Source organism: Dyella flagellata (assembly GCF_030160275.1).
In the GTDB taxonomy this organism is placed as follows: Bacteria; Pseudomonadota; Gammaproteobacteria; order Xanthomonadales; family Rhodanobacteraceae; genus Dyella_B; species Dyella_B flagellata.
On the sequence record NZ_BSOA01000018.1, the window covers coordinates 223,366 to 248,129 of the forward strand.

Genomic DNA, 24,764 nt, shown 5'->3' on the forward strand with positions numbered 1-24,764 from the left:
TACGTCATTGTGCTCGCGAAATAGGTACTACTTCTCGATCCGGTAGTTGAGGCTCGCACGATTGAAGTCAGTGGCGTTTTGCGCCTCAAAATTCCAGCGCCGGCTCAGGCGATAACGCAGCGTGATCACCTGGCCGGGTTCGAACAAGCCGATGCCGTAACTGAGATAGAGGCGTGGCGACAGGTATTTGCCGACGGTGAAGGCGGAGCTGCCATTCAACGCTTCGCTGCTGCTTACGCCGATATCCTCGATCCCAAGCTTGCTGCCGACGCTCTTGGCAAGCAGGTTGCCGGTGGCTGAGCCGACTGCTTGCGCAGCCTTGTTTACCATGCTGCTCTCACCGCCACCGCTTACTTGCGAAAGAGGCTTGCCGGTGACCAGGTAGGCGAGCGCATCGGATTGATCCATCGCGGGGTTGGAGAAGACGGTGAGCACGGGCCGCTTCGCGGTGCCGGTGATTTGCAGTCCCACCTGCTGCCCTTCGCTGATAGTGGCATTGGGCTGTAGATCGCGGATGGCCTTGAGGTTGAGGCCGGGATTGTCGATCGGCGTGCTGGCGAACAGCAGCTGGCCTTGCTGGATCTGAAGATTCTGTCCGTAGGCCTTGTAGGTGCCGTTGACCGTGACCTGGCCTTGTCCGGTGGTAGCTCGATCAGGACGTTCGTTCACCGTGATCACGCCGCCAAGCCGACCGTCCAGACCCATGCCGGCCAGATGCGCGTGCTCGCCCAGATCAACTTTGATCGATGCGTTGATCGGTGTCGACCCGCTGCCGGCGGCGGGTTGGGGCTCATCCACTACCACGATGTCAGGCGAGGCCTTATTGGCGCCGCCGCCAGGCAGCTTGTCCAGATTCACATCGGCACTGTCCAGCCGTACGGTGCCGGTTGCGTTGATGCCTTGCGCATCGCGACGCACAAGCAGGTCCGGTGTCAGTGCGACTTTGGCAGCGGGAATGTCGATGACGCTGACATCATCACCCTTCAACGTGATAGCAGTAGGCGTTTGCGTATCCAGTGCCGCCGTGCCGTTGATGGCAAGCGTACCCTTGCCGGATTGCACGCTGCCGTCGATGTTCAGCACCCGCGCATTGGTCGTGCTGGCGGTGAGACGGCCGCCGCTAAGCTTCAAGCCTGCGTCGGGCACTTCGGCGGCAAAACCGTCGATGCCCGCCTGGCCGGTCATGGCAGGTGCGGAGAGCGTGCCGCCGAGTGTGAAATCGCCATCGATGCGGCCTTTCACATTGGCCAGGTCGTCCGTGAACAGGCTGACGAAGGCGAGATCGTCCAGATGCAGACTGACCTGACCGCCCAGGGCCTGCTGTGTGCCGGTGACCGTGACTTGTCCATCAAGACGCCCATTGCCGTTGATCGCAGCGTGTACGATTGCTTGCTGGTTGCCGGGAGCCAGCGTGGCGCTCAACGCGAGATCCTTGTACGACAGCAGCGGCTGGTCAGGATGCTCGTTGTAGGTGATGCGGCCTTGCGAAGAAGTGATGCTTGCATTGCCAGTCAGCGCACCCGTCGCCGTGCGCCTGATCTTGCCGTTGCCTTCCAGTGTGCCATCGGCGCTGATCGGCATGTCGGTGCTGCCGGCAGCGCTGGCGATCAAGGCCAGCGGCACGGCATGCAGGCGATAGCTGGCGTCGATGTTGCCGGCCTTGTCCATGTCGCCGCTGGCGCAAAGCAAAGGTTCGCCAGCGCTAAGGCATAGTTCTCCCAGGCTCGCAGCGCCACGGTTCCAGCCAAGCTTGGTTGCCTGTTGCAGTCGCCAGCGAGGCAGGCCTTGCACATCCAGCGTGAGCGAGGAGAGCATGCCGTTCCAGTTCTGGTCCTTCAACGTGCCATTGAGCGTAAGCGAGGTTGACAGCGGCGCGCCTTGCGCTTCGAGCACGAGCTGATGCTGGGTCGCAGTGCCTTGGCCGTTCAAATGGATCTGCTTGAACGCCAGGCCGCCGAGTTGGGCTCCCGCTGCGTTCAATTGCAGCTTGCCGCCGATGCTGCTGATGTCGGGGAGGTCGGCCTGCAGTTGGAGCTGCTGCGCACGCTGTTTGTTCCAGTCCAATGCATGGCCTTGCAATGAGCCGCTGACAGCCAGCTTGGGATACCTGCCGTGCAGATGGAATTGGCCATTAAGCGTGCCGGATGCCTGTGGCACCCAATCGTTCAAGGAAGCGATAGCCAGCGTTACATTGGCATCGTTGCTCTGACCTGGTCGTGCCTGCAGTTTCACGCTGCTGCTGCCGGATGCGAGATCCAGCGTCCCATCAACAACCTGGTTCGAAGACAAGTGCAGGTGGCCCACGCCGCGCAGCTGGCGCTGTCGCAGCCGTCCTTGCAGCTTGCGCAAGTCGAGTGTCCCTTCGGATTGGGCCTGCGCGAGCTTGCCTTGCGTGGCGAGGTCGGCGTCCAATGAACCTTGCCAACCGGCGAGCAGCTGGCCGGGATCGAACTTGTCGGCATGCGCCTGCAACTGCCAGGCGAGGTCGGGCTGCAAAACAAGCGTGCCTTGCGCTGTGAGGCTGCCTTGCGGCTGCAGCAGGCTCAGCATGTGCAACTGGATCTGCTGCGGTGTGCCGTCCAGATTGAGCGCGAGTTTCGCCAGCTTGCCGGGCGGGCCGATGGTGACGTCACCGTCGGCGTGATACGCGTTGGCGCTGCCTTTTGCCACGAGGCGTCCGTCAGTGGCGAGCACCTGGCCGATCAAGTCCGCCGGCAAGGTCACGTCCTTCCAGTCCGTGGCGAGATCCGCACTCAGTGGATGCGCGTCCAGCTGGACAGTACCGGTGGCTTGGACGATGCCCTTGACCTGCGGCGAAGCGATTTGCAACTGCTGCAGGGTCAGTTGTTTGAAATCCTTGTCGACGCTGGCCTGCATGGGTTGCAGCAGCACTCGATAGGCATTGAGATCGAGCTGGCCGGTAAGCGTGCCGCCTTGCCGATCGCCGCTACCTTGCAGATTGACGCCCAAGCGCGTGATCGAACTGCTACCGAGCAGTGGCGTGGGATCGAAGGGTGGCACGTCGAGTCTGCTGGTCCAGGCGTAGTGCTTGTCCTGATCCAGGTCAAGCTGCAACTGCGCCGCCATGGGCTGGCTCAGGCGAAGCTGTGATTGCGCTTGGCGGCCATCGCCTTGCGCGTCGAGCGTGCCGGCGTATTCGCGATCGCCTATTTTCCATGCGATATCGGCATGCGCCTTGCCGCGATAGCGGCGACCAGTACGGAGTTGTCCAGCAAGGTCGACATGCCCTGCCGGGGCACGCAAGGCCAGCTTGCTCACTTCGACGCCGCTGCTGGTCCAGTTGCCGGAAAGATCGAGCAGGTCGGCAGCAAACAGTGGCTTGCCACCCTGCTTGATCGTCACCGGACCGATATGCACGCGATCCAGCATCAGCGAGATGGGCGGCTTCAGCGAGAAGCTGCTGGAGGACGAAGTGTTTTCCTGCGTAGCCGGCAATGCGACGTCTACACGCTCCACACGAAGATCAAGCACGCGCAGACGCTTGTAGAGCAGGGCGGTGATATTCCAGTCCAGGCGAGTGCCTGTGATGAGAATGTCAGTGCCCTTGCCGTCGTCGTAGCGCAGCTGCGCTATGCCGATGGGGCCGATCAGGCGGCCCTCTGCTTGCTGAATCTGTAGTGCGCCATGCGTGAAGTCCTGCGCTTGCGATAGTGCAAAGCGCAAACCGGAGCTGGTGCACAGCAGCCAGCCCAGGCCGCCCGCTACAAGAACCACGAAGGAAGCAACCGCAACGCCTGCGATACGTAGCCAGCGGCGGCGCAGACGAGGTGCGGGTTGCGTTGCATTCATGCCATGGGCCTCACAGATCCGGTCCGATCACGAGGTGCAGTTCCACACCATGGTGTTGCGCATCGTTGATGGGCGTACCCACGTCGACACGAATCATGCCGACCGGCGAACGCCAGCGTACTCCGATACCCGTACCGATCTTGGGATGCACGCGGGTACCGTTGAAGGCATTGCCGGCATCGACGAAGGTGGCGATGCCCCAGCGCGGCGTGAAGTAATGTTCCAGCGTGGCGCTGCCGATCACCAGGCTGTTGCCGCCGATCACGCGGCCATAACTGTTTTGCGGGCCGATCGCCTGGTAGGTGTAGCCACGAATGGATTGATCGCCACCGGCGAAGAAGCGCAACTGGGGCGGCAGGGCCTCGAACTTGCTGGTCCACACGTGCCCAAGGTCTCCGCGCAGGATCAAGCGATTGTTGCGCCAGAATGCGCGTATCCATTTGCCGCTGGCGCTGACCTCGCTGAAACGAGCGGTGGAAAACAGGTCGCTGGCCGTGCTGCGAGCGTCGAAGCTCAGCGACCAGCCGCGACGCACGAAGTCCGGGTTGTCCGCCACCTTGCGGCTCAATGAGCCCTCCGCATAGATCAGGGTGCTGCTGCCATGCTCCACGCCCGGCGTGCTTTCCGGTTCATCGGGACGCTTGCCGACGTCGAACGTGCCGGTCAGCGCATGTACCCCCACGGTGCGCACCCATTCGTGCCAGAGTTCGCTTTCGTTGGCGACCAGTTCAAGCGTGCGCGACTGGGAAGTCACGGTGTTCGCGTCGCGGTAAGTGACGCCGAAATTGAGGCTGCGCTGGTTATCGCCCGGCAGCGGAATGGTGTACTGGCTGGTGAGCGTTTTCAGCCGCTGCGCCAGCACCGCGTCGTTCTTCCACTTGTGGCCGTAGCTGTTGACCCAGCGGTATTCCACCCCGCCGCGGACACCAACACCGGTATCCGTACCCACGAACAGGCCGCTGGTGTAGATCCTGCGCTTGGCCGGCGCCAACTGCACCTTGACGTCGACCACGCCATCTTTGGCCGTGCCGATCTCGGGTGTCACATTGACCATCGAGAAATAGTCGGCGGCATTCAAGGCCTGCTGCAAGCTGAGCAACTGGTTCTGGTCGAAGTAGTCGCCGGGCTTGAAGGGCACATAGCGCTCCAGGAAGTCCGGCTGGAACTGTGAGCCTTCGAAGCGCACCTCGCCGTAGCGGTAGCGGCGGCCCACATCCCAGGCCAGCTGGATGGCTGCGCTGTGCTCGCCGCGATTCACCTCGACGCGGTGCACGGTGAGCTTCGCATCGAGATAGCCGTTGGCGGTCAGGGCGTTGTTCACGGCATCGCGAGCGGAGTCGTAGGCGGCGTCATCCAGGCGCTGGTCCTTGAGTTTTTCGACGCCGCGGCGCGCGGCACGAATCGGCCGCAACGACGCGGCGAAAGGATCGAGCTGAAGATCGATTGACGTGACCTTCACCGGCTCGCCGGGAGCGACATGCAGAGTGACGCGCCAGTCTTTACCGGATCGCTCGATTTTGCCGGTGATGTGCGCGTCGTAGTAGCCATACGGCCGTAGCGCGTTGCCAGCTTCGGCATCAGCGCGGTCGTAGAGACGATGCACCTGCGCCTCGCTTACGTCGCGCGCCGCATATTGCGAGAGACCTAGGCCTGCGATGACGGCGGTTTTGAGCGGATCATCCACGCCATCCACGACCAGCTGCACCCCCGCGCGGCCGAGCGCGGGAACAAGCAGGAGCAGGAGCGGTAGCAGGCTCAGGTAGCGGCGGATCCGGCGCATCCGTCAGGGTTCCATCCTCGGCTGGGCAAAGCGTAGGCTGGGATGATAATCCCAGCATCGTGAAGCCGATTGAAGCCGGGATTTCTATCCCGGTGATCCATTAGCCTGCCTTGTCACCTGAACGGTGTGCAATCCAGGCGCCCACCAGCGCCGAGAAATACGGAATCGATTGCGCCGCCAGGATGAAGATCCACAACTGGCCTTCGGTGAAGTGCGCCGCGGTGCTCTTCGCCATGCCGATGACGCACAGCATGAGCGCGATGAACATCAGCATTTCCTCACGCACGGGCGTGAAGGCCGCGAAGTTGCTGCCGCCAAGGCGGCGGCTCTTGGCGGTGACCACGAACGAAGTCTTCTCGCGTGTCAGGCCATGCAGGATGCCGCGCGCGATGGCATGGCTCAAGCTCATGCTGGCCAGCGATGCCATGATGGTGTCGTACCAGCCGCAGGGCACCCGCGCGCGATACAGCACCACGCCGAAGATGGCCTTGGCAAAGAAGAAGCCGATCACCGGAATCAGGAACAGCTGCATCGGCAGGCTGAAGGTTTGCGGCAGGCCCACCATGCCCGCGGTCCAGAAGATCGCCATCAGCGTGAAGATCAGGTGCAACGCATCGGCGAACCAGCTGAACCAGCCGGTGAGGAAATGGAAGCGCTGGCCGCTCGAAAGCGGGCCTTTCTTGGTCATCCAGGTCCAGCGGCCTTTCAGGATCTGCATCGCGCCGAACGCCCAGCGGTAGCGCTGGCTCTTGTAGGCCTTGAAGTCGGCTGGCGTGAGGCCCTTGCCCATCAGTTCGTCGACGTAGACCAACTCGTAGCCGGCGTGCATCAGGCGCAAGCCGAGCTCGGCATCTTCGCAAATGGTCCATTCCGACCAGCCGCCGGTGCCTTCCAGCGCTGAGCGGCGCACCATGGTCATGGTGCCGTGCTGGATGATCGCGTTACGCTCGTTGCGGTGATGCATGCCGATGCGGAAGAAGCCGTCGTATTCCCATGCGGTCATGCGGCGGAAGCGATTGTGCTCGAAGTCGCGATGCGCTTGCGGGCATTGCACCACTGCCACTTTCGGGTCGTGGAAATAGCCGGTAAGCGTGCTCAGCCAGTCGTGGCGCACCACGTAGTCGGCATCGATCACCGCCACCACGTCGGCCTTCGGGTTGGTTTCCTTCAGGCCGAAGTTCAACGCGCCGGCCTTGAAGCCGGGCCACGGCTCCAGGTGGAAGAAGCGGAATTTCGGTCCCAGCTTCTCGCAGTATTCCTGCACCGGCTTCCAGATCGCCGGATCCTTGGTGTTGTTGTCGATCACCAGCACTTCGAAGTTTTCATACTCGAGGGTGGCGAGCGAATCGAGCGTAATCATCACCATCTCCGGCGGCTCGTTGTAGCAAGCCAGGTGGATGGAGACGAAGGGCTGCCTTTGCTGATCGTCGGGCGGCAACGGGGCGGCGTGACGAACCCATTGACGCCGCCACAACACCTCCGTGAACTCGAAGCCGTTGATCAGCAGGATGCCTAAGATCGCTACCTGCGCGGGGAACAGCAGCACCAGCATGCTCCAGTCCACCCAGCTCAGATAGAAATTGAACGGCAGGGTCACCGACCACACGATCAGGCCGCAGGCAAGCTGGACCAGCACGTCGAAGAACAATCGACCCATCAGCTTGAAGCGGCTGAAGCGGATGCCGAACCAGACCATCGGCAGCAGCGCCAGCAAGCTTGCGGCGAGCGCCTTCCACGGCCAGCCGGTGTCTTCCGTCACCGGGCCGGTGAAGGGGAACTTCAGCTGGCGGTCGGCATTGAACACGCCCCAGTAGGCGCCGGTACGGCCTTCGCCCAGGCCTTCCTTCCAGGGTTGATCGAAGGCTTCGAATAGGTAGTAGTCGACATCATGGCGCTTGGCCCAGATCAGCCACTGGCGATCGAAGATGGCTTCGTCGGAGATGGACGGATAGGCGCGTTCGCGATGATCGCCGTTGGATGGCCAGCCTATTTCGCCCACGACCACATGCTTGTTGGGGAATCGTTGCTTGATGGCCAGGTAAGCGTCTTCGGCCTGCCTGACGGCGCCCTGGTCTTCGCCCCGGATCTGCTGGGGCGACACGGCAACGCCGTTCCAGAAGGGGAACAGGTGGATGGTGATGTAATCTACGTGATCGGCCAGTTCCGGGTACTTCAGCCAGATGTAGTCCGGCTCGGCGATCGAGACCGGCTGGCGGATATGCGCACGTGCCCGGTCGAGATACGTGATCATTTTGTCGAGGGGCAAGTCGTTGCGGAACAGCGCCTCATTGCCGACCAGCACGCGCTCGATGGTGTCCGGGTAGCGCCGTGACAGGGCGATCAGCGCGTCCAGCTCGTTCTCGTTGTTCTCCAGGCGGGTGTCGATCGCCGTACCCGCCATGACCTTCAGGCCTTCTTTCTGGGCCAGGCGGAACACCTGCGGATTGATCAGCGTGGAATAGGTGCGGATGCGGCCGGTGTACTGACGCAGCAGCTTCAGGTCGCTGTCGATCTCATCGTCGCTGGGGAAGCTTTGGTTGAACGGATTCTGGTAGCGCTGGAACAGCGATACGGAAAAGCCGTTGATCTGCCCGTGCCAGTCTTCCGGACCATGCGGGCGGTTGCCCCACCACCACAAACCGATGTTCAACGCCGCAACCACGAGCGCCAGCAGGATGGCAGCGATGACCGATAAGGGGCCGGCTTTGGTTGGAGTAGGTCTGGCGCTCAAGAAAATCCCCGCGGTTCACCTCTCACGAGGTATACGAAACTCACGGAGCTTAACCAATTCACGGCAGCCGGCTCAATCAATGGCGGCCGGGGTGGTCAGCCCAAGGTCAGGGCTGTGCCGCTCAGGACTGGCTTGCCCCAGGGGGCAGGGGCAAGCCGGATGGCAGGAGCCAACCGGCTCATTTCAACAATGAGCGCAACATCCATGCGGTCTTTTCATGCGCCTTCAGGCGGCCGGTAGCCATGTCCATGCTGCCTTCGTCGCCGGCCGCCTCGGCCGCCCTGATCACCTCGCGTGCGGTCACGGCAGCGATCTCATGCCCGGCCACCAGCTGGTTCACCATGTCTTTCCAGTCCGGTACGCCGGGTTCTTCCTGGATGCTGGTGAGCTTGCCGAACTGGCTGTAGGAGCCTGGTGCGAACACGTCCAGTACGCGGATGCGCTCGGCCACTTCGTCGGCGGCCAGCCACAACTCGTTGTATTGGGTCTCGAACATGGTGTGCAGGCTGTTGAAGTGCGGGCCGGTCACGTTCCAGTGGAAGCTGTGGGTTTTCAGGTACAGCGAATAGGTATCGGCCAGCAGCTTCGACAGCTGCTTGGCGATGGTTTTCCGGTCCTGCTTGGCAATGCCGATGCTGGTGTCCATATGCTCTGTTCCCGTGTGTCGAATCTGGAACCGAGCTTAGCCAGGAGGGCAGTACGGGTGAAATGAATAATACGGATGCCGCCGATAGATACGGGCTATCATATGCGGCTCCATGAGCGATCCGAAGCCCGATACTCCCTCCGTTTCCCCGGAAGCCCGATTGCGCGCGCTGCGCAAGTCGCTGGACGCCGTTTCCAGCCGCGACTTCGGCCGGCTGCTGGGCCGCTGGCGCGGCCTGTCGCGTCGTCCGGATGCGAAGAAGCTGGAAGCGCTCGCCGCCGACATTGCCGCCTCCGCCGAGCGTAGGCAGCGGCGTGCGCAAAGCAAGCCGGAAATCCGCCTGGATGAGTCCCTGCCGATCACCGCGCGCGCCGACGAGATCGTCAAGCTGATCCGCGCACACCAGGTGGTGGTCATCGCGGGCGAGACCGGTTCGGGCAAAACCACGCAGCTGCCCAAGCTATGCCTGGCGGCAGGATGCGGCGAAGCCGGCATGATCGGCTGCACCCAGCCGCGCCGCCTGGCCGCACGTTCCGTGGCGCGGCGCGTGGCGGAAGAACTGGCTACGCAAGTCGGTGACAAGGTCGGCTTTCAGGTCCGCTTTACCGACCAGGTCTCCGAGCAGAGCCTGATCAAGTTCATGACCGATGGCATCCTGCTGGCCGAAACACAGAACGATCCCTGGCTGTCCGCCTACGACACCATCATCATCGACGAGGCGCACGAGCGCAGCCTCAACATCGACTTCCTGCTCGGCTATCTCAAGCGCCTGGCGGCCAGGCGACCGGAGCTGAAGATCATCGTCACCTCCGCCACCATCGACACCGCACGCTTCGCCGAGCATTTCGGCAATGCGCCGGTGATCTCGGTGGAAGGGCGCGCCTATCCGGTGGAAGTGCGCTGGCGTTCCGCGGAGGAGGTGGCTGCGCGGCGCAATCAGCGCAGCGCCGAGCTGCAGCAGGGCAGCGTGGAACATGTCGCCGCCGTACTGGACGAAATCAGCCACGACGACCCGCGCGGTGACGTGCTGGTGTTCATGCCCGGCGAACGCGAGATACGCGATGCGCATTTGCTGCTGTCGCGCAGGCAATACCGCGAAACGGAAATCCTGCCGCTGTATGCGCGCCTTTCCGCGCACGATCAGGACCGCGTGTTCAAGCCGGGTCCCAAGCGCCGTGTGGTGTTGGCCACCAACGTGGCGGAAACCTCGCTTACCGTGCCGCGCATTCGCTATGTGATTGATAGCGGTACGGCGCGAGTGAAACGCTACAGCCAGCGCAGCCAGCTCGAACGTCTGCACGTTGAGCCGGTTTCGCAGGCGGCTGCCGATCAGCGCAAAGGGCGTTGCGGCCGCGTTGGCCCCGGCATCTGTTATCGGCTTTACGACGAAGCCGATTACGCCTCGCGCGTAGCCTATACCGATCCGGAGTTGCTGCGTTCATCGCTCGCCAACGTGATCCTGCGCATGCTGTCGCTGCAGCTGGGCGAGGTGGAGGAATTTCCCTTCCTCGAAGCGCCCGATGCGCGGGTAGTGGCGGATGGTTATCGGCGCCTTGCCGAAATCGGCGCGATCGACGAGCGGCGCCAGCTCACCGGCATCGGCCGGACCCTGTCCCGCCTCCCGGTCGACGTGCAGCTCGCGCGCATGCTGGTGGAGGCACAGCAACTGGGCAGTCTGCGTGAACTGCTGGTGCTGGTAGCCTTCCTCAGCATCCAGGATCCGCGCGAGCGCCCCGCCGATGCGCGCCAGCAGGCGGATGCGGCGCATGCGGCGTTCGCCGATCCCAAGTCGGATTTCATCGGCGTGCTGAACCTGTGGCGCGAATACGACAGTGCACACGGGGAGCTGACGCAGTCGAAATTGCGCGACTGGTGTTCGCGGCATTTCCTGAGCTTCTTGCGCATGCGCGAGTGGCGCGAGCTGCATCGTCAATTGCTGCTGGTGGTGCAGGAGCTTGGTTGGAGCGTTGCTTCCCCTTCTCCCCTTCGAGGTGAGGGAGCAATCTCGCGTGATGTTGCTGGTACGAAAGCAAAGGCAGCCAGCAAAGCAACTACGAACAAGCATTCCGGCAAGCCAGCCGTGGAGGGGAAAGGGAGTGAAAGTGGCGGCGACGGCGAACATCGCTACGAAGCCATCCATCGCAGCCTTCTGGCAGGATTGCCCACCCAGGTCGGCAACAAAGATGAAAAAGGTATCTACCGCAGCACTCGGGAGCGCCGTTTCCAGGTGTTTCCCGGTTCTGCCTTGGCGAAGACACCGCCCAGCTGGGTCTTTGCGGCGCAAATCCTGGATATCAGCGGCCGTGTATGGGGCATGATGTGCGCACGCGTGGAGCCGCTGTGGATCGAGCAGCAGGCAGCGCACCTCCTGCGCAGCAGCTGTCGCGATGCGCACTGGTCGCGCAAGCGTGGCACCGTGGTGGCGTACGAGCAGGTGAGCTTGTTCGGGCTGGTGCTGGTCGAGCGCCGGCCGGTGACTTTTCAGAAACAAGATCCCGCGCTCGCCCATGAGCTTTTCCTGCGCGAGGCGCTTGCTCGTTGTGATATCGAGGTGCGAGCGGATTTTGTCCGCGCCAATCAGCGCGTGCTTGAAGATGCGCACGGCATCGAAGCGCGTCAGCGCCGTGAGGGGCTGATCCGTCACGAAGATGAACTGGTGGATTTCTTCCGCGGCAAACTGCCCGAAGAGATCGCAAGCAGCCGCGCATTGGATGCCTGGTATCGCAACGCGCGCCCCACCGAACAAGCAGCGCTGCGTTGGTCGATCGATGAAGTGATGGCCGGCGGCACGGGCTTGGATGCGAAGGCGTTTCCTGCGTCACTGGATATACCGCCGCAGCGTTACCGTCTGGAATATCGCTTCGTGCCCGGTGACGATGCCGATGGCGTCACGCTGCATCTGCCGCTGGCGATGCTCAATGCCTTGCCGGCCGCGCGCTGCGAATGGCTGGTTCCCGGTCTGCTGGGCGACAAGGTGGCCGAGTTGATCCGCGGTTTGCCCAAAGCATTGCGCCGCAACTTTGTGCCGGCGCCGGATTTCGCTCGTGCCTTCGTAGAAGCGGACGCGCCGCGTGACGAGCCGCTCGCCAAGGTGCTTGCCGCTTTCCTGCGCCGTACCACTGGCGTGGAGCTTGAGGCGGGCGAATTCGCCCAGATCGAGCTTGACGCGCATTTCATGATGCGCTTTCGCTTGCACGATGAGAACGGGCATACGCTGGCCACCGGGCGTGATCTGGCGCAAATGCGCCATCAATGGGAAGGGCGGGCACGTGAAGCGTTTTCGCGCAAGACAGATATCGAGCTTACGCGCGAAGACGTCACGAGCTGGGACTTTGAGGAGATCCCCGACCAGGTGCGCTCCGAGGGTGGTCTGCTGGCATATCCTGCGCTGGTCGATCTCGGCGCAGCTGTAGCATTGCGCGTGTTCGAGCGTCGCGACGAAGCAAGGGCTGCGCACGTCAAGGGTGTGGAGCGTTTGTTGCGCAATACACTTGCCAGTGAGGTCAAGCAGGCGCGCCGGCGTTTGCCGGTCTCCAATTCGATTTCCCTGAAGTACGCGGCGCTAGGCAGCGTGGAGGGCCTGCGCGAAGATCTGGTGGAAGGCGGTTTCAGCGATCTGCTTGCCGCGCAGGAGCTCAACGTGCGCAGCGCCGCCGCATTCGAAGTGTTGCATACGCACTTCGCTCGTGAGCTGTTTGCGGCGGCGGTGGAACGGCTAAAGCTGGCCGAGCCGATCGTCGAGGCGCAAGCCGATATGAGGCCCTGGCTGCAACCGCCGTTGATCGGTTTTGCCCGTGCCAGCTACGACGACCTGCGCGAACAGTTCGATGCCTTGCTCGGGCCAGGCTTCTTGCGCGAGCTGACGACCATGCGGCTGGCACATTTTCCGCGCTATTTGAAAGCGATGCGCCTGCGTGCCGAACGCCTGCGCCAGGACCCGACCAAGGACCAGCAGCGCATGCTGCAGGTCCTGCCTTATTGGCGTGAATACCTCAAGCACCGCGTAGCCGGCGATGCAGGCCTGGACGAATTGCGCTGGCTGATCGAGGAATGGCGAGTGTCGCTGTTTGCGCAGGAACTGAAGACGGCCGAGCCGGTGTCGGCAAAACGTTTGGCCAAAGCGCTCGAAGCCCTGCGCTCCACGTAGGCTGGGATGCCATCCCAGCCTACGTGCTTGCGCTATGCTCCTTCATGGTACGACGGACACCCAATACTATGGTTCACGCCACCACCACCCCAGGACACTTGGCGGCGTGGCAGTCACGGGCCGGCAGCTTGCCCCCCGTACTGTCCGACGCGTTGGAGGTGTGCGCGCAAAACGGCGTGAATGAACTCGAGTGCGGCGATGTGCTGGATCTGCTTGCCATGCTCGGTTGCGACACGCATACCCAGGCGGCAGCGCTGTGGTTCGAGATCGGACGCACGCACCCGTTGGTGTGGGAGCAGCGCGCAGCTTCCTTGCCGGAAGAATTGCAGCGGCTGGTTGCTGGTCAGGCCGCAGCGGAGCGGGTATGGACACTGCACGCGCAGCGGCCGCCGCAGGACGGCTCCGAAGGCTTGCGGCGCCTGCTGCTGGCGATCATTCGTGACGTGCGCGTGGTGTTCATTCTGCTGTCGCGGCAGCTGGCCCGCATGCGCGCCGCCGCTAGCCTGCCGGAAGCCGAACGGCAGGAACTGGCGCGGCTTACTCGCGACATCCACGCACCGCTCGCCAACCGGCTAGGCATCTGGCAGCTGAAGTGGGAGCTGGAAGATCTCGCCTTTCGCTATTTGCAGCCTGACACCTACAAACGCATCGCCAAGCTGTTGGACGAACGCCGCAGCGATCGCGAGCACTTCATCCGTGAGACGCTGGCCGAGCTGGGCGAAGCGCTGCGCGCGGCGGGCGTCACTGCCGATCTGGCAGGGCGTCCCAAGCATATCTACTCCATCTGGAAGAAGATGCAGCGCAAGGCCGCGGAGTTCTCCGATCTCTACGACATTCGCGCCGTGCGCGTGCTGGTGGGCAGCGTGGCCGATTGCTATGCCGCACTCGGCATCGTGCATGCCCTGTGGCCGCATCTGCCCGGCGAGTTCGACGACTATGTGGCGCGTCCGAAGAGTAACGGCTATCGCTCGCTGCACACCGCAGTGATCGGCCCGCATGGCAAAACGCTGGAAGTGCAGATCCGCACTCACGACATGCACCGCGCCAATGAGCTGGGCGTGGCGGCGCACTGGCGCTACAAGGAAGGCGGCAGCGGTGACGCGGATTTCGAGGCGAAGATCGCCTGGATGCGCAAGCTGCTCGAACAGCGCGGCGACGAAGGCGAACTGGCGGCCGAATTGCAGACCGAGCTGCACGAGGACCGCGTCTACGTGCTCACGCCCAGGGGTGAAGTGGTCGACTTGCCGCATGGCGCCACCGTGCTCGATTTCGCTTATCACGTGCATACCGAGGTAGGTCATCGCTGCCGCGGCGCCAAGGTCAACGGGCGCATCGTGCCGCTGACGCATCAGCCGCATAGCGGGGACCGGGTGGAAATTCTCACCACCAAGGTGGCGGAGCCGAGGCGTGACTGGCTTTCGCCGCATCATGGCTATCTGCATACCAGCCGCGCGCGCGACAAGGTGCGCGCCTGGTTCCGGCGCAGCGCGCACGAAGCCAACCTCGCAGCCGGCCGTGCGTTGCTGGAGCGTGAGCTGAAACGATTGGCGTTGCCGGAAGTGGACTCGTCCAAGCTGCCGGCGCTGTTCCACTTGCAGACCCAGGACGAATTGCTGGTCGCGCTTGCTCTCGGCGAGATCAGCCTGGGACAGGTGGCGCGGGTACTGCAGGAATCGCAGCAGCCGTCAGACTCGCTGTTATCCAGCGTGCCGCTGCCGGCGATGCGTCCCACCGTATTTGACCATAGCGCCATCACCATCGAGGGCGTGGGCAATCTGCTCACCGTGCTGGCCCAATGCTGCCAACCGCTGCCGGGCGACCCGGTGCGCGGCTTCATCACGCGCACCAAAGGCGTTTCGGTGCATCGCGCGAACTGCGCCAGCCTGGCACGACTGGCGCGGCGCGATCCGGAGCGGGTGATCGAGGTGAGCTGGGGGCAGGCGGGCGCGCAGGCCTATGAGGTCACCATTCAGCTCAACGGCTACGACCGCAAGGGTTTGCAGAAAGACGTAGTGGGTGTGATCAGCAACGCCAGCATCAACATCATCGCCTCCAACAGCCGCCTGTTCCCGCGTACCGGGGAAGTGGAAATGCGCTACACCTTGCGCGTACGGGATTTCGAGCAGCTCTCCGCCCTGCTGGATCGGCTGGCGGCATTGCCGAACGTGGTGGAGGCGCGCAGGGTAGGGGCGGGCTAGCGCGTTGGCTGCCCCTTAGGGGCGTCAGAGGCGGGACATCCTGAACGCAACTTTTCGCTCCCCGCGCGTGTCATCTACGCGATGTTAAGCTGAATACAACGACTAGCCAGTTCACGAGCCATGGGCGGAAACCGCAACCTGAACGATCCGGGCTATAACGGCAACGGCCGTACCGAACCGAAGCTGGGCAACCTGGACGACTTGCATCGGCCAGCGGCGCCCGCGCCCGACGATAAGCTGCCGAAGATCGAGGTGGAACCTGAGTACCGCCGCGACACCAGCAACAGTCCCTACAAGAGGCGCAACTGGTTCTTACCGTTGCTTATCGCTGTGCTGCTGGCCGCTATCGGGGGGCTATGGTTCAACCAGACCCGCTTGCGCAGCCTGGTGCCGCGCACCGATTTCGACGACGTTCTGCATCGCGCGCGGGTCGCTTTGCAGCAGGGGCATCTGGACGGTACCGACGGCACCAGCGCCCGTGAGCTGTTCGAGGCAGCCCGTGGGCTGGAGCCCGATAACGACGCTGCGCGGCAAGGTCTCAACGAGGTGGGTCGCGCGGAAATCTCACGCGCCGATACTGCCTTGCGCGCGGGCAACATTGCTGAAGCCACGCAAGCGCTGACCAACGCGCGCGAACTGCTCGGCGGCGGTAACGACGTGGACCGCCTTAGCCAGGAGATCGCCAAGGCACAGGTCTCATCCGGGCAGACCGATACCTTGATCGCGCAGGCGCAACAGGCGCTCAGCCAAAACCGGCTGGATGGCCCGGATGGCGCGGCCGCGCTTTATCAGCGCGTGCTGGCGGCCGAACCGGATAACGCTGTCGCGCGCCACGGCATGGACCAGGTCGGCTACGCGATGGCGGCGCAAGTCCAGAAAGCGCTGAGCGCCAACGATGTCGCGGCGGCTTCCAGCGGCATTGATCGCCTTGCGGCCATGATGCCCAATTACGCTCAGTTACCCAACTTGCGCGCATCGCTGTCGGCGCTGCAAACCCAAGCCAACAGCGCACTGACCGACGCCATCAACCAAGGCAACGATGCCTTGCGCGCAGGGCGTGTCTCCGGTGATGGCAACGACACCGCGCTGGCGCATTTCAAGGCGGCGCTGGCGATCGATCCGAACAACGCCCAGGCGAAAGCGGGGCTTGGACAGGTTGCCCAGGCGCTGGTGGTGCAGGCTGACGCCGCCATCGATGCGGGCGACGCCGATCACGCGCGGCAGTTGCTGGATGAAGCCGATACGCTCGCCCCGGGCTCGGCCGACCTGGTCGCCGCAAGGGCGCGGCTCGGACAGCCTCCCGTTCCCGCCGTCACGCCGCCCTCAGCCGCCAACCAGACAGCTTCAAGCACGAAGCCGCAGGAAGCCAAGCAGCAAGAAGACGATACGGCCCCTCCGCCGGCGGTTCATCTGACGGGCGACCAGCAAATCCAGATTGCCGACCTGGTGAACCGCGCCAGGCAGGCGACGGCTCGCGGCAACATCATGGCGCCGCCCGGTGATTGCGCCTACGACCTGTATCGCGGTGCGCTTGCCATAGATGGCAACAATCCGGACGCATTGGCGGGCCTGCAGGCGCTGCCCGGCGAAGTGCAGCAACAATTCAACCAGGCCCTGCGCAGCGGCAGCTTGAACAAGGCCGGTAACTTGCTCGATGCGCTCGATAACATTGAACCGGGCAACGCGGCCATCGGCATCTCGCGCCAGCGCCTGGCGTATGCATGGATCGATCAGGCCGAGCAGCAATTCGATAGCGGCGATCGCAACAACGCCACCGTTTCACTGGAGCAGGGGCGCCGGCTGTTACCCGACGATCCGCGTGTGCGTGAGCTCACTGCGCGCATGCAGAGCAGTCGATGACGGTATTGGTATTTGGTGGTAGCAGTCAGATCGGGCACTACCTGCTGCCCTTGCTTGCTGCCCGTGACGAGCCGGTGGTGGCAGTGAGCCGCGAGGCGCGCGCATCGATACCAGGTGTGACGTGGCTGAGCGGGCAGCTGCCGGATGCGGTCCCGGCGGTCGAACATGTCTCGGCCATTTTCAGCCTTGGTCCCTTGCAAGCATGTGCGAGATGGTTGAGCAAGGCGGCCGTGCTGCACGAGCCGCGGGTGGTCGCGATCAGTTCGATGAGCGCGGAAAGCAAGCGCGCATCGGAAGTGCCCGCCGAGCGGGCTCTCTCGCAACTGCTGCGCGATAGCGAGGTGGCCTTGGCCGAGGCCTGTGCGAAGCACGGCAGCGCATGGACGGTGTTGCGTCCCACGCTCGTCTACGGCGCAGGACTGGACAAGAGCCTTACTCCGATTGCCCGGCGCGCGATGCGCTTGCGCGTGTTTCCGTTGCCGATGGGCCATGGCATGCGTCAACCGGTGCATGCGCAAGACCTGGCTTGCGCAGCGCTTGCGGCGCTGGATACCTCGATCGCGGCGGGCAAGATCCTCGCCATCGGCGGCGGCGAACGCTTGACCGCGGGCGAGATGTTTGCGCGCGTGCGGCACAGTTTGCCGATTCAGACCCTGCCGCTGCCATTGCCGCCTTGGTTGTTGCGTGCGGCCCGGCGCGGGGTAGGAAAGCTGCGTGGACCGCTGAGCCGCCTGGAGGCGGATCTGATTGCCGACAACACCGAAATGACACGCTTGCTGGGCGTACAGCCGCGGCCGTTCAGGCCGGATGCGGAGTGCTGGAGGCGCAGGCCTGGGTAGGAATAGATCAGAGGCTCCGTAGGCCAACGGGGAAGGCAGCGGTCAGGTGAAAACCCCGGAAATGCCTCTCCCGCGCCATTTGCTGCGGGTGGCGTTCATCCGGCCGCCGGGTGCCGGGTCCTATGATCCTGAATCACTGCCGACCTGACTTCCTGCCCTGGATACCGCTCCGTTGGACTTTTTCAGCCGATTCCGCTCGATCGCAAGCGCATGCTGGCCCTGGCTGCGTATTCCCTTCTGGATCTCAACCGGCCTGTTGTTCGGGTTCCTGCTGCCGTATTCGCTGATTCTGAACAAGCGCGTGCAGGATCGCTTCAGCGACCTCGTTTTCGCGGTGCCCACGCGTATTTACTCGCAGCCGCTACGGCTGGCGCCCGACGTGCCGATGACGCCCGGCGCGCTGGAAGTGGAGCTGACATTCTCCGGCTATGTGGGGGACGGCCATGGTGATGTGCCGGGCAGCTGGGCGAAGAAGGGCGGCACTTATTTCATTTCCTCGCGCGGCTACGCCGGCCCCGACGGCGGTGAATTGCCCAAGCATATTCGCGTCGCGTTGGGCGAGGGCATGGTGCAGTCCGTCACCGATATTGGCGCCGGCAAGCCGCTGAAGGAAACGCACCTGGATCCTGCACGCATCGCCACGGTGTACGGCGCCAAGCAGGAAGACCGCAGCTACGTACAGCTCAGCGATGTCCCACAGTTGCTGGTAACCGGCCTGCAGGCGGTGGAAGACCGCGACTTCAAACACCACATCGGCGTCGACTTCACCGCCATCCTGCGCGCGGCCTTTGCCGATTTGCGCGCCGGCCATACCGTGCAGGGCGCTTCCACTCTCACGCAGCAGCTGGTGCGCAACCTGTTCCTCAATCGCGAACAGACCATGGGGCGCAAGTTGAACGAGGCGTTGATGTCGATCCTGCTGGAGATGCATTACAGCAAGGCGCGCATCCTGGAGGCGTACATCAACGAAGTGTTCCTCGGCCAGCAAGGCAGCCAAGCGGTACATGGCTTTGCCGCAGCGTCTGAGTTCTATTTCGGGCGTCGGCTGGATTACCTGCGGCCGCAGGAAGTCGCCTTGCTGGTCGGCCTTGTGAAAGGCCCCAGTCAGCTCGATCCGCGCCGCTACCCCGATCGCGCGATGGCCCGGCGCAACCTGGTGCTGGACACGTTCGCCAGTACTGGCCTGTTGACGGAAGGACAGGCGCGCGTTGCCAAGGCAACGCCGCTCGGCGTGATCGCGGACGGCCAGTTGCCGCATAACCGTTTCCCGGCCTTCATGGAGCTGGTACGCCAGCAGATCACCAACGACTTCGACGAAGACACGCTCAAGCAGGGCAATCTGTCGATCTTCACCACGCTCGACCCGGCCACCCAGCTTTATACCGAGCAGGCGGTCAGCACGGCGATCAAGAACCTGGGCAAGCGCGGCGATGACACGCAAGGGGCGGCCGTGGTGACCGACTCGAAAACCGGCAGCGTGCTCGCCGTGGTCGGCAGCAAGCTCGCCGACGAGCAGGGTTTCAACCGTGCCCTGGATGCGCACCGGCCGATCGGTTCGACCATCAAGCCGTTCGTGTATCTGGTCGCGCTGGCCAATCCCGAGCGCTGGAATCTAGCCACCCCACTGGACGACTCGCCGATCAGCATGAAGCAGCCCGACGGCAGCTGGTGGACGCCGCACAACGACGACAACCAGAGTCATGGCATGGTGCCGTTGGTGGATGCGCTGGCCAATTCGTGGAACCTCGCCACGATTCGTCTGGGCATGGCGGTGGGGCTGCCACGCGTCAAAGCGTTTCTCGACTCGTTCGGCCTGACTGACGTCCAGCCTGGCCCGTCGTTGCTGATCGGTGCAGTCGACTTGGCGCCGATCCAGGTCGCGCAGCTTTATCAATACATCGCATCGGATGGCCACGCGTTGCCGCTACTGGCGGTAAGCGGCGTGGTCGACGGCAATGGCCACACCATCAAGCGCTACGAAGTGGAAGCCGGCAAGGGCGAATACCAACCGGCCGTGCGCCTGGTCACCTGGGCGATGCAGCAGGTCGCCACCTACGGCACGGCGGCCTCGCTGGGCAAGTCGAACCTGGCCTACCTGCATACGGCCGGCAAGACCGGCACCAGCAACGACCTGCGCGACAGCTGGTTCGCCGGCTTCACCGGCGACCGCCTGGCGGTGTTCTGGATGGGCCGTGACGACAACAAGCCCAGTCACCTGTGGGGCTCCACCGGTGCTCTGCGCGCCTGGCAGGAATTGTTCCACAAGTTGCCCACCGTGCCGCTGTCTGCGGCACCGGGAGACGGCTTGGAAATGGCATGGGTCAATCCCGCCGACGGCCGGCGCAGCGACCCGGCCTGTTCCGGCGCCAAGCAGGTGCCGGTGATCGCCGGCAGCCTGTCGACGGATACGGACGGGTGTTTCTGGCAAAAGGTCGGTAATCTGTTCGGCTCCGGCCAGAGCGCTCAACAGCCCACCGCCGAGTCACCTACCACTACCACTGCTCAGTAACCATGTCGTACTGTTCCCTTCGCCGCCGCCAACCCCTTGTCCCCACTGTGCTAGCGGGTTTGCTGCTCGCTGCCTGTGCTCAGCCCGCGCCCGAGGCGCCCAGGCCGCCGCCGGGAAAATCCAACGCGGCGATGGTGGAGGAGATTCGCGCCGCCGGCGAGCGGGACAAATCGGTCATCAGCGTGCACCCGCTGGTTGATCCGGGCATCGTTGCATTGCAGGACGCCGCTCGCCAGGACGAGCGCAACGGCCAGTACCAGGCTGCCGCCGCGAAGCTCGACTTGGCCTTGAAGCGCAACCCGGAAGCTCCGGATGTGATGCAGGACCGCGCCGAGGTCGCCATTTACCTGGGCGATTTCCAACTGGCCGAAAAACTGGCGCATCAGTCATGGACGCTGGGCTCCAAGCAAGGCCCGCTATGCGCGCGCAATTGGCAGACTATCGTGGAGCTGCGTTTACAAGCCCATGACCAGGCCGGCGCGGCGTCGGCGAGCAAGTGGGTTGGGGAATGTCGCGAGGCGGGTATACAGCGGCTTTGATGCGATGCAATCCATCGAAGCCGAAGGCTTCGGGCGGTTAGGGATGCTCTGATCTATTCCACGTACCCGTCACACGCACACGGTGCGGTGGCAGTAATGTGGAATAGATAGGGCGTCCGCAGGTTTCTCCGGCCACGCGCCTGCGCGATACTGTCTGGATGACCGATCCCGACGACATCGGTGCCTTGCTCGGCGCCGACGGCCCGTTTGCCCGCGAAATGCCGAACTTCGCCCCGCGCCTTGCGCAGCAGGAGATGGCGCGCGCCGTACAGCATGCCATTGCCGAATGCGAAATCCTGGTAGCGGAAGCCGGCACCGGCACAGGCAAGACTTACGCCTACCTGGTGCCGGCAATGCTGTCGGGCGAGCGCGTGATTGTTTCCACCGGGACCAAGGCGCTGCAGGACCAGCTTTTTTTTCGCGATATCCCCAAGGTGCGTTCGGTGCTGGGAGCGCGTCTCAAAACCGCACTGTTGAAAGGGCGCGCCAATTACCTGTGCCTGTATCGCCTCGACCAGACGGTACGCGAAGGTTCCGCCCTGGAGCGCAGTCAGGCAGCCCAGCTGGCCGCCATTCGTGCGTGGTCCGCGCGGACACGACGTGGCGATCGCATGGAATTGGCGGAGGTGCCGGAGGATTCGCCGCTGTGGCTACGCGTCACCTCCACGCCGGAAAATTGCCTGGGCGTGGAATGTCCGTTCTACGAGGATTGCCACGTGATCACCGCGCGCCGTGAAGCGCAGGAAGCGGATCTGGTGGTGGTGAACCATCACTTGCTGTTCGCCGACCTGGCCTTGAAGCAGGAGGGCTTCGGCGAAATCCTGCCAGGCGCGCAGGCTTTCATTCTGGATGAGGCGCATCAGATTCCGGAGCTGGCCGGGCAGTTCTTTTCGCAAAGCGTCAGCGCGCGCCAGCTCACCGAGCTGGCCCAGGATGCCTTGGCCGAATGCCATGGCGTCACCGGCGCGATCGGCCTGGTGCTGGAACCGGTCGAAGCCTTGCAGGAAGCCGTGCGCAAGTTCCGGTTGACGATCGATTCGCTGCCCGCGCGTGGTCCCTTCCACGAATTGCTCAAGCGTGACGGCGTGTCCGCTGCGCTGCATGAAATGGGCGAAGTGCTGGCCGCACTGTCTGATGCGCTGGCGTCGCAGGCCGAGCGCTCGCGTGGCCTGATGAACGTGCACGAACGCGCGGTACATCTTAGCGAGCGCCTGGACCGCGTAGCGGAAGCCGGCTCCCGGCAGGACGTGCGCTGGTACGAGTTGTTACCGCGTGGTTTCGCCTTGCATGCCACGCCACTGGATCTTGCCGCGCCGTTGCGCGCGATGCGTGAGCACACGCACGCGGCATGGATTCACACGTCGGCCACCTTGTCGGTGGCAGGACAGTTCGATCATTTTGCGCGCCAGCTTGGCCTGGATGATCCCCAGACCTTGAGCCTGGAAAGTCCTTTCGACTACGCGCGACAGGCTTTGTGCTACCTGCCCGATGGCTTGCCAGATCCGGCGACACGCGATTACACCGATCGCGTGATCGATGCCACGCTGCCGGTGCTGCAGGCTTCCAACGGTCGCGCCTTTCTGTTGTTTACCTCGCATCGTGCCTTGCGCCGCGCCGCCGATCTGCTTGCCGACCGCGTGCCGTGGCCTTTGTTCGTGCAGGGCACGGCGCCACGGCATCAATTGCTGGAAGAGTTTCGCGCCAGCGGCCATGGCGTGTTGCTGGGCGCGGCCAGTTTCTGGGAAGGTGTGGATGTGGCCGGCGAAGCGCTATCGGTGGTGATGATCGACAAGCTGCCGTTCGCCACTCCAGACGACCCGGTGCTGCAGGCACGCCTGGAAGCGTTGGAGCAGGCCGGCATCAATCCCTTCATGGGCTGGCAGGTGCCGTCGGCGGTGATTGCGCTCAAGCAGGGCGTGGGCCGGCTGATACGCGACATTTACGATCGCGGCGTGCTGGTGCTGTGCGATCCGCGACTGACCACCAAGGGTTACGGCAAGCTGTTCCTCAACAGTTTGCCGGTGATGCCGCGCACGCGGGATATCGCCGAGGTGCGGCGGTTCTTCGAAGTCTAGGGATGCGTAGGCTGGGATGCCAATCCCAGCTTTCTATACGGCATTGCGATGCTGGGATTAGCATCCCAGCCTACGTCGTCCTGTCCTGCATACGTATTCAGGCGGACAGAAGCAGCAGGCATACGCAGAATCGACCACCACCAGAACATCATGCGGGGAGCATGATCACATGCACATGAACACAAGCAACGCGAGCGCGGCGCAGGGGGAAGAAGCGCGCACCACAGCCAGGGTGGTGTTGATTGCGGCTGCCGCGGCGATCGGCGGTTTCCTGTTCGGCTTCGACACGGCGGTCATCAACGGTGCGGTTGACGCGGTGCGTCAAGGATTTGGCCTGAGCGCAGGCCGGATCGGCATCGCGGTTTCCTGCGCACTGTTGGGTTCGGCGCTGGGCGCGTGGTACGCCGGAACGTTGGCCGACCGCCTGGGTCGTGTGCGCACCATGCAGGTGGCTGCATTGTTCCTGGTGGTGTGCGCGGTCGGCTCGGGGCTGGTGCGTGGCGTATGGGACCTGATGCTTTGGCGCGTGATCGGTGGCATCGGCGTGGGTGTCGCCTCGGTGATCGCGCCGGCTTATATCGCCGAAGTGTCGCCGGCGAACGTACGTGGACGTCTCGGTTCGATGCAGCAGCTGGCGATCGTGCTCGGCATCTTCGTGGCGTTGCTCAGTGATGCATGGCTGGCGAGCACGGCCGGTGGCGCTGCGCAGAAACTCTGGTTCGGCCTGGAGGCCTGGCGCTGGATGTTCCTGGTAGCCACGTTGCCGGCGCTGGTTTATGGCGTATTGGTGCTGGGCGTGCCCGAATCGCCGCGTTATCTGGTCGCGCGTGGGCGTCCGGCTGAAGCGCGTGTAGTGCTGGCGAAGGTGCTCGATCTGCACAGCGATCATGCGCTGGATGCCAAGATCAACGACATCGCGCACAGCCTGAAGGTGGAATATCGACCTACCCTGAAAGACTTGCGCGGTCCGCGTGGCGGGCTGCTGTCGATCGTGTGGGTGGGCATTCTGCTATCGGTCTTCCAGCAGTTCGTCGGCATCAACGTGATCTTCTACTACTCCTCGACGCTGTGGCACTCGGTGGGCTTCAGCGAAGCCGATTCGTTCTCGATCACGGTGTTCACCTCGATCGTCAACGTGTTGGTGACCCTGGTGGCGATCGCTCTGGTCGACAAGATTGGACGCAAGCCGCTGCTGTTGATTGGTTCGGCCGGCATGACCATCACGCTGGGCTTGATGGCATGGTGCTTCTCGCAAGCGACCGGCAGCGGCGCTTCGCTGAGCCTGCCAGCGCCGTGGGGCATGATCGCGCTGGTCGCTGCCAACCTGTATGTGGTGTGCTTCGGCCTGAGCTGGGGGCCGATGGTATGGGTGTTGCTGGGCGAGATGTTCCCGAACAGCATTCGTGCGATCGCGCTGGCCGTGGCGGCCGCGGCGCAGTGGGTGGCCAATTTTGTCATCACCAGTACTTTTCCCTGGCTGGCGCAGATCGGCCTCACGTTTGCGTACGGCTTGTACGCACTGTTCGCCTTCCTTTCGCTGTTGTTCGTGTTGCGCGCGGTGCGCGAAACACGTGGCATCGAGCTGGAAGATATGCACGCCTGAAACTTGCGCGCCGGCAGTGGTTTGGTT

General features: G+C 63.5%; 12 protein-coding genes. 8 read left to right on the forward strand and 4 right to left on the reverse strand.

The window, feature by feature from the left end; translation table 11 throughout:
- Window positions 1-27 precede the first annotated feature (27 nt).
- The 4 genes from QQJ96_RS11265 to QQJ96_RS11280 all read right to left on the reverse strand — a co-directional run bounded on the left by QQJ96_RS11265 (window position 28) and on the right by QQJ96_RS11280 (window position 8,967).
- Window positions 28-3,810 carry a translocation/assembly module TamB domain-containing protein gene (locus QQJ96_RS11265; protein ID WP_284332093.1) on the reverse strand — a complete coding sequence of 1,261 codons (3,783 nt, stop codon included), beginning with the start codon at window positions 3,808-3,810 and terminating at the stop codon, window positions 28-30.
- Window positions 3,811-3,820: 10 nt separating this feature from the next.
- Window positions 3,821-5,590 (reverse strand): autotransporter assembly complex protein TamA, encoded by a 1,770-nt coding sequence (locus QQJ96_RS11270; protein ID WP_284332094.1) that lies wholly within the window; start codon window positions 5,588-5,590, stop codon window positions 3,821-3,823.
- Window positions 5,591-5,690: 100 nt separating this feature from the next.
- On the reverse strand, window positions 5,691-8,321 hold the full coding sequence (locus tag QQJ96_RS11275; RefSeq protein ID WP_284332095.1) for a glycosyltransferase family 2 protein: 2,631 nt from the start codon (window positions 8,319-8,321) through the stop codon (window positions 5,691-5,693).
- A 178-nt stretch (window positions 8,322-8,499) separates the two neighbouring features.
- On the reverse strand, window positions 8,500-8,967 hold the full coding sequence (locus QQJ96_RS11280; protein WP_284332096.1) for a Dps family protein: 468 nt from the start codon (window positions 8,965-8,967) through the stop codon (window positions 8,500-8,502).
- Between the two features lie 112 nt (window positions 8,968-9,079).
- Between QQJ96_RS11280 and hrpA the strand changes: the two genes are divergently transcribed.
- From hrpA to QQJ96_RS11320, 8 genes are all read left to right on the forward strand, one after another.
- Window positions 9,080-13,114 (forward strand): ATP-dependent RNA helicase HrpA, encoded by a 4,035-nt coding sequence (gene hrpA, locus QQJ96_RS11285; RefSeq protein WP_284332097.1) that lies wholly within the window; start codon window positions 9,080-9,082, stop codon window positions 13,112-13,114.
- A 68-nt stretch (window positions 13,115-13,182) separates the two neighbouring features.
- Entirely contained in the window at window positions 13,183-15,312 is a 2,130-nt protein-coding gene (locus tag QQJ96_RS11290) for a RelA/SpoT family protein (protein WP_284332098.1), read from the forward strand.
- Window positions 15,313-15,432: 120 nt separating this feature from the next.
- Entirely contained in the window at window positions 15,433-17,172 is a 1,740-nt protein-coding gene (locus QQJ96_RS11295; RefSeq protein WP_284332099.1) for a hypothetical protein, read from the forward strand.
- Window positions 17,169-18,011, forward strand: coding sequence for an SDR family oxidoreductase (locus QQJ96_RS11300; protein WP_284332100.1), 843 nt, complete (start codon window positions 17,169-17,171; stop codon window positions 18,009-18,011). Before QQJ96_RS11295 ends, QQJ96_RS11300 begins: the two co-directional genes overlap by 4 nt.
- A gap of 172 nt (window positions 18,012-18,183) precedes the next feature.
- On the forward strand, window positions 18,184-20,520 hold the full coding sequence (gene mrcB / locus QQJ96_RS11305; protein ID WP_284332101.1) for a penicillin-binding protein 1B: 2,337 nt from the start codon (window positions 18,184-18,186) through the stop codon (window positions 20,518-20,520).
- Between the two features lie 2 nt (window positions 20,521-20,522).
- Complete coding sequence (locus tag QQJ96_RS11310; RefSeq protein ID WP_284332102.1) at window positions 20,523-21,059, forward strand: tetratricopeptide repeat protein; 537 nt, start codon at window positions 20,523-20,525, stop codon at window positions 21,057-21,059.
- 158 nt (window positions 21,060-21,217) lie between these two features.
- The gene (gene yoaA / locus QQJ96_RS11315) at window positions 21,218-23,134 is read left to right on the forward strand and encodes a DNA repair helicase YoaA (RefSeq protein ID WP_284332103.1); all 1,917 of its coding nucleotides are present in this window, start codon (window positions 21,218-21,220) and stop codon (window positions 23,132-23,134) included.
- A 175-nt stretch (window positions 23,135-23,309) separates the two neighbouring features.
- A complete protein-coding gene (locus QQJ96_RS11320) occupies window positions 23,310-24,737 on the forward strand; it encodes a sugar porter family MFS transporter (protein WP_404649261.1) in 1,428 nt (475 codons plus the stop codon).
- Window positions 24,738-24,764 lie beyond the last annotated feature (27 nt).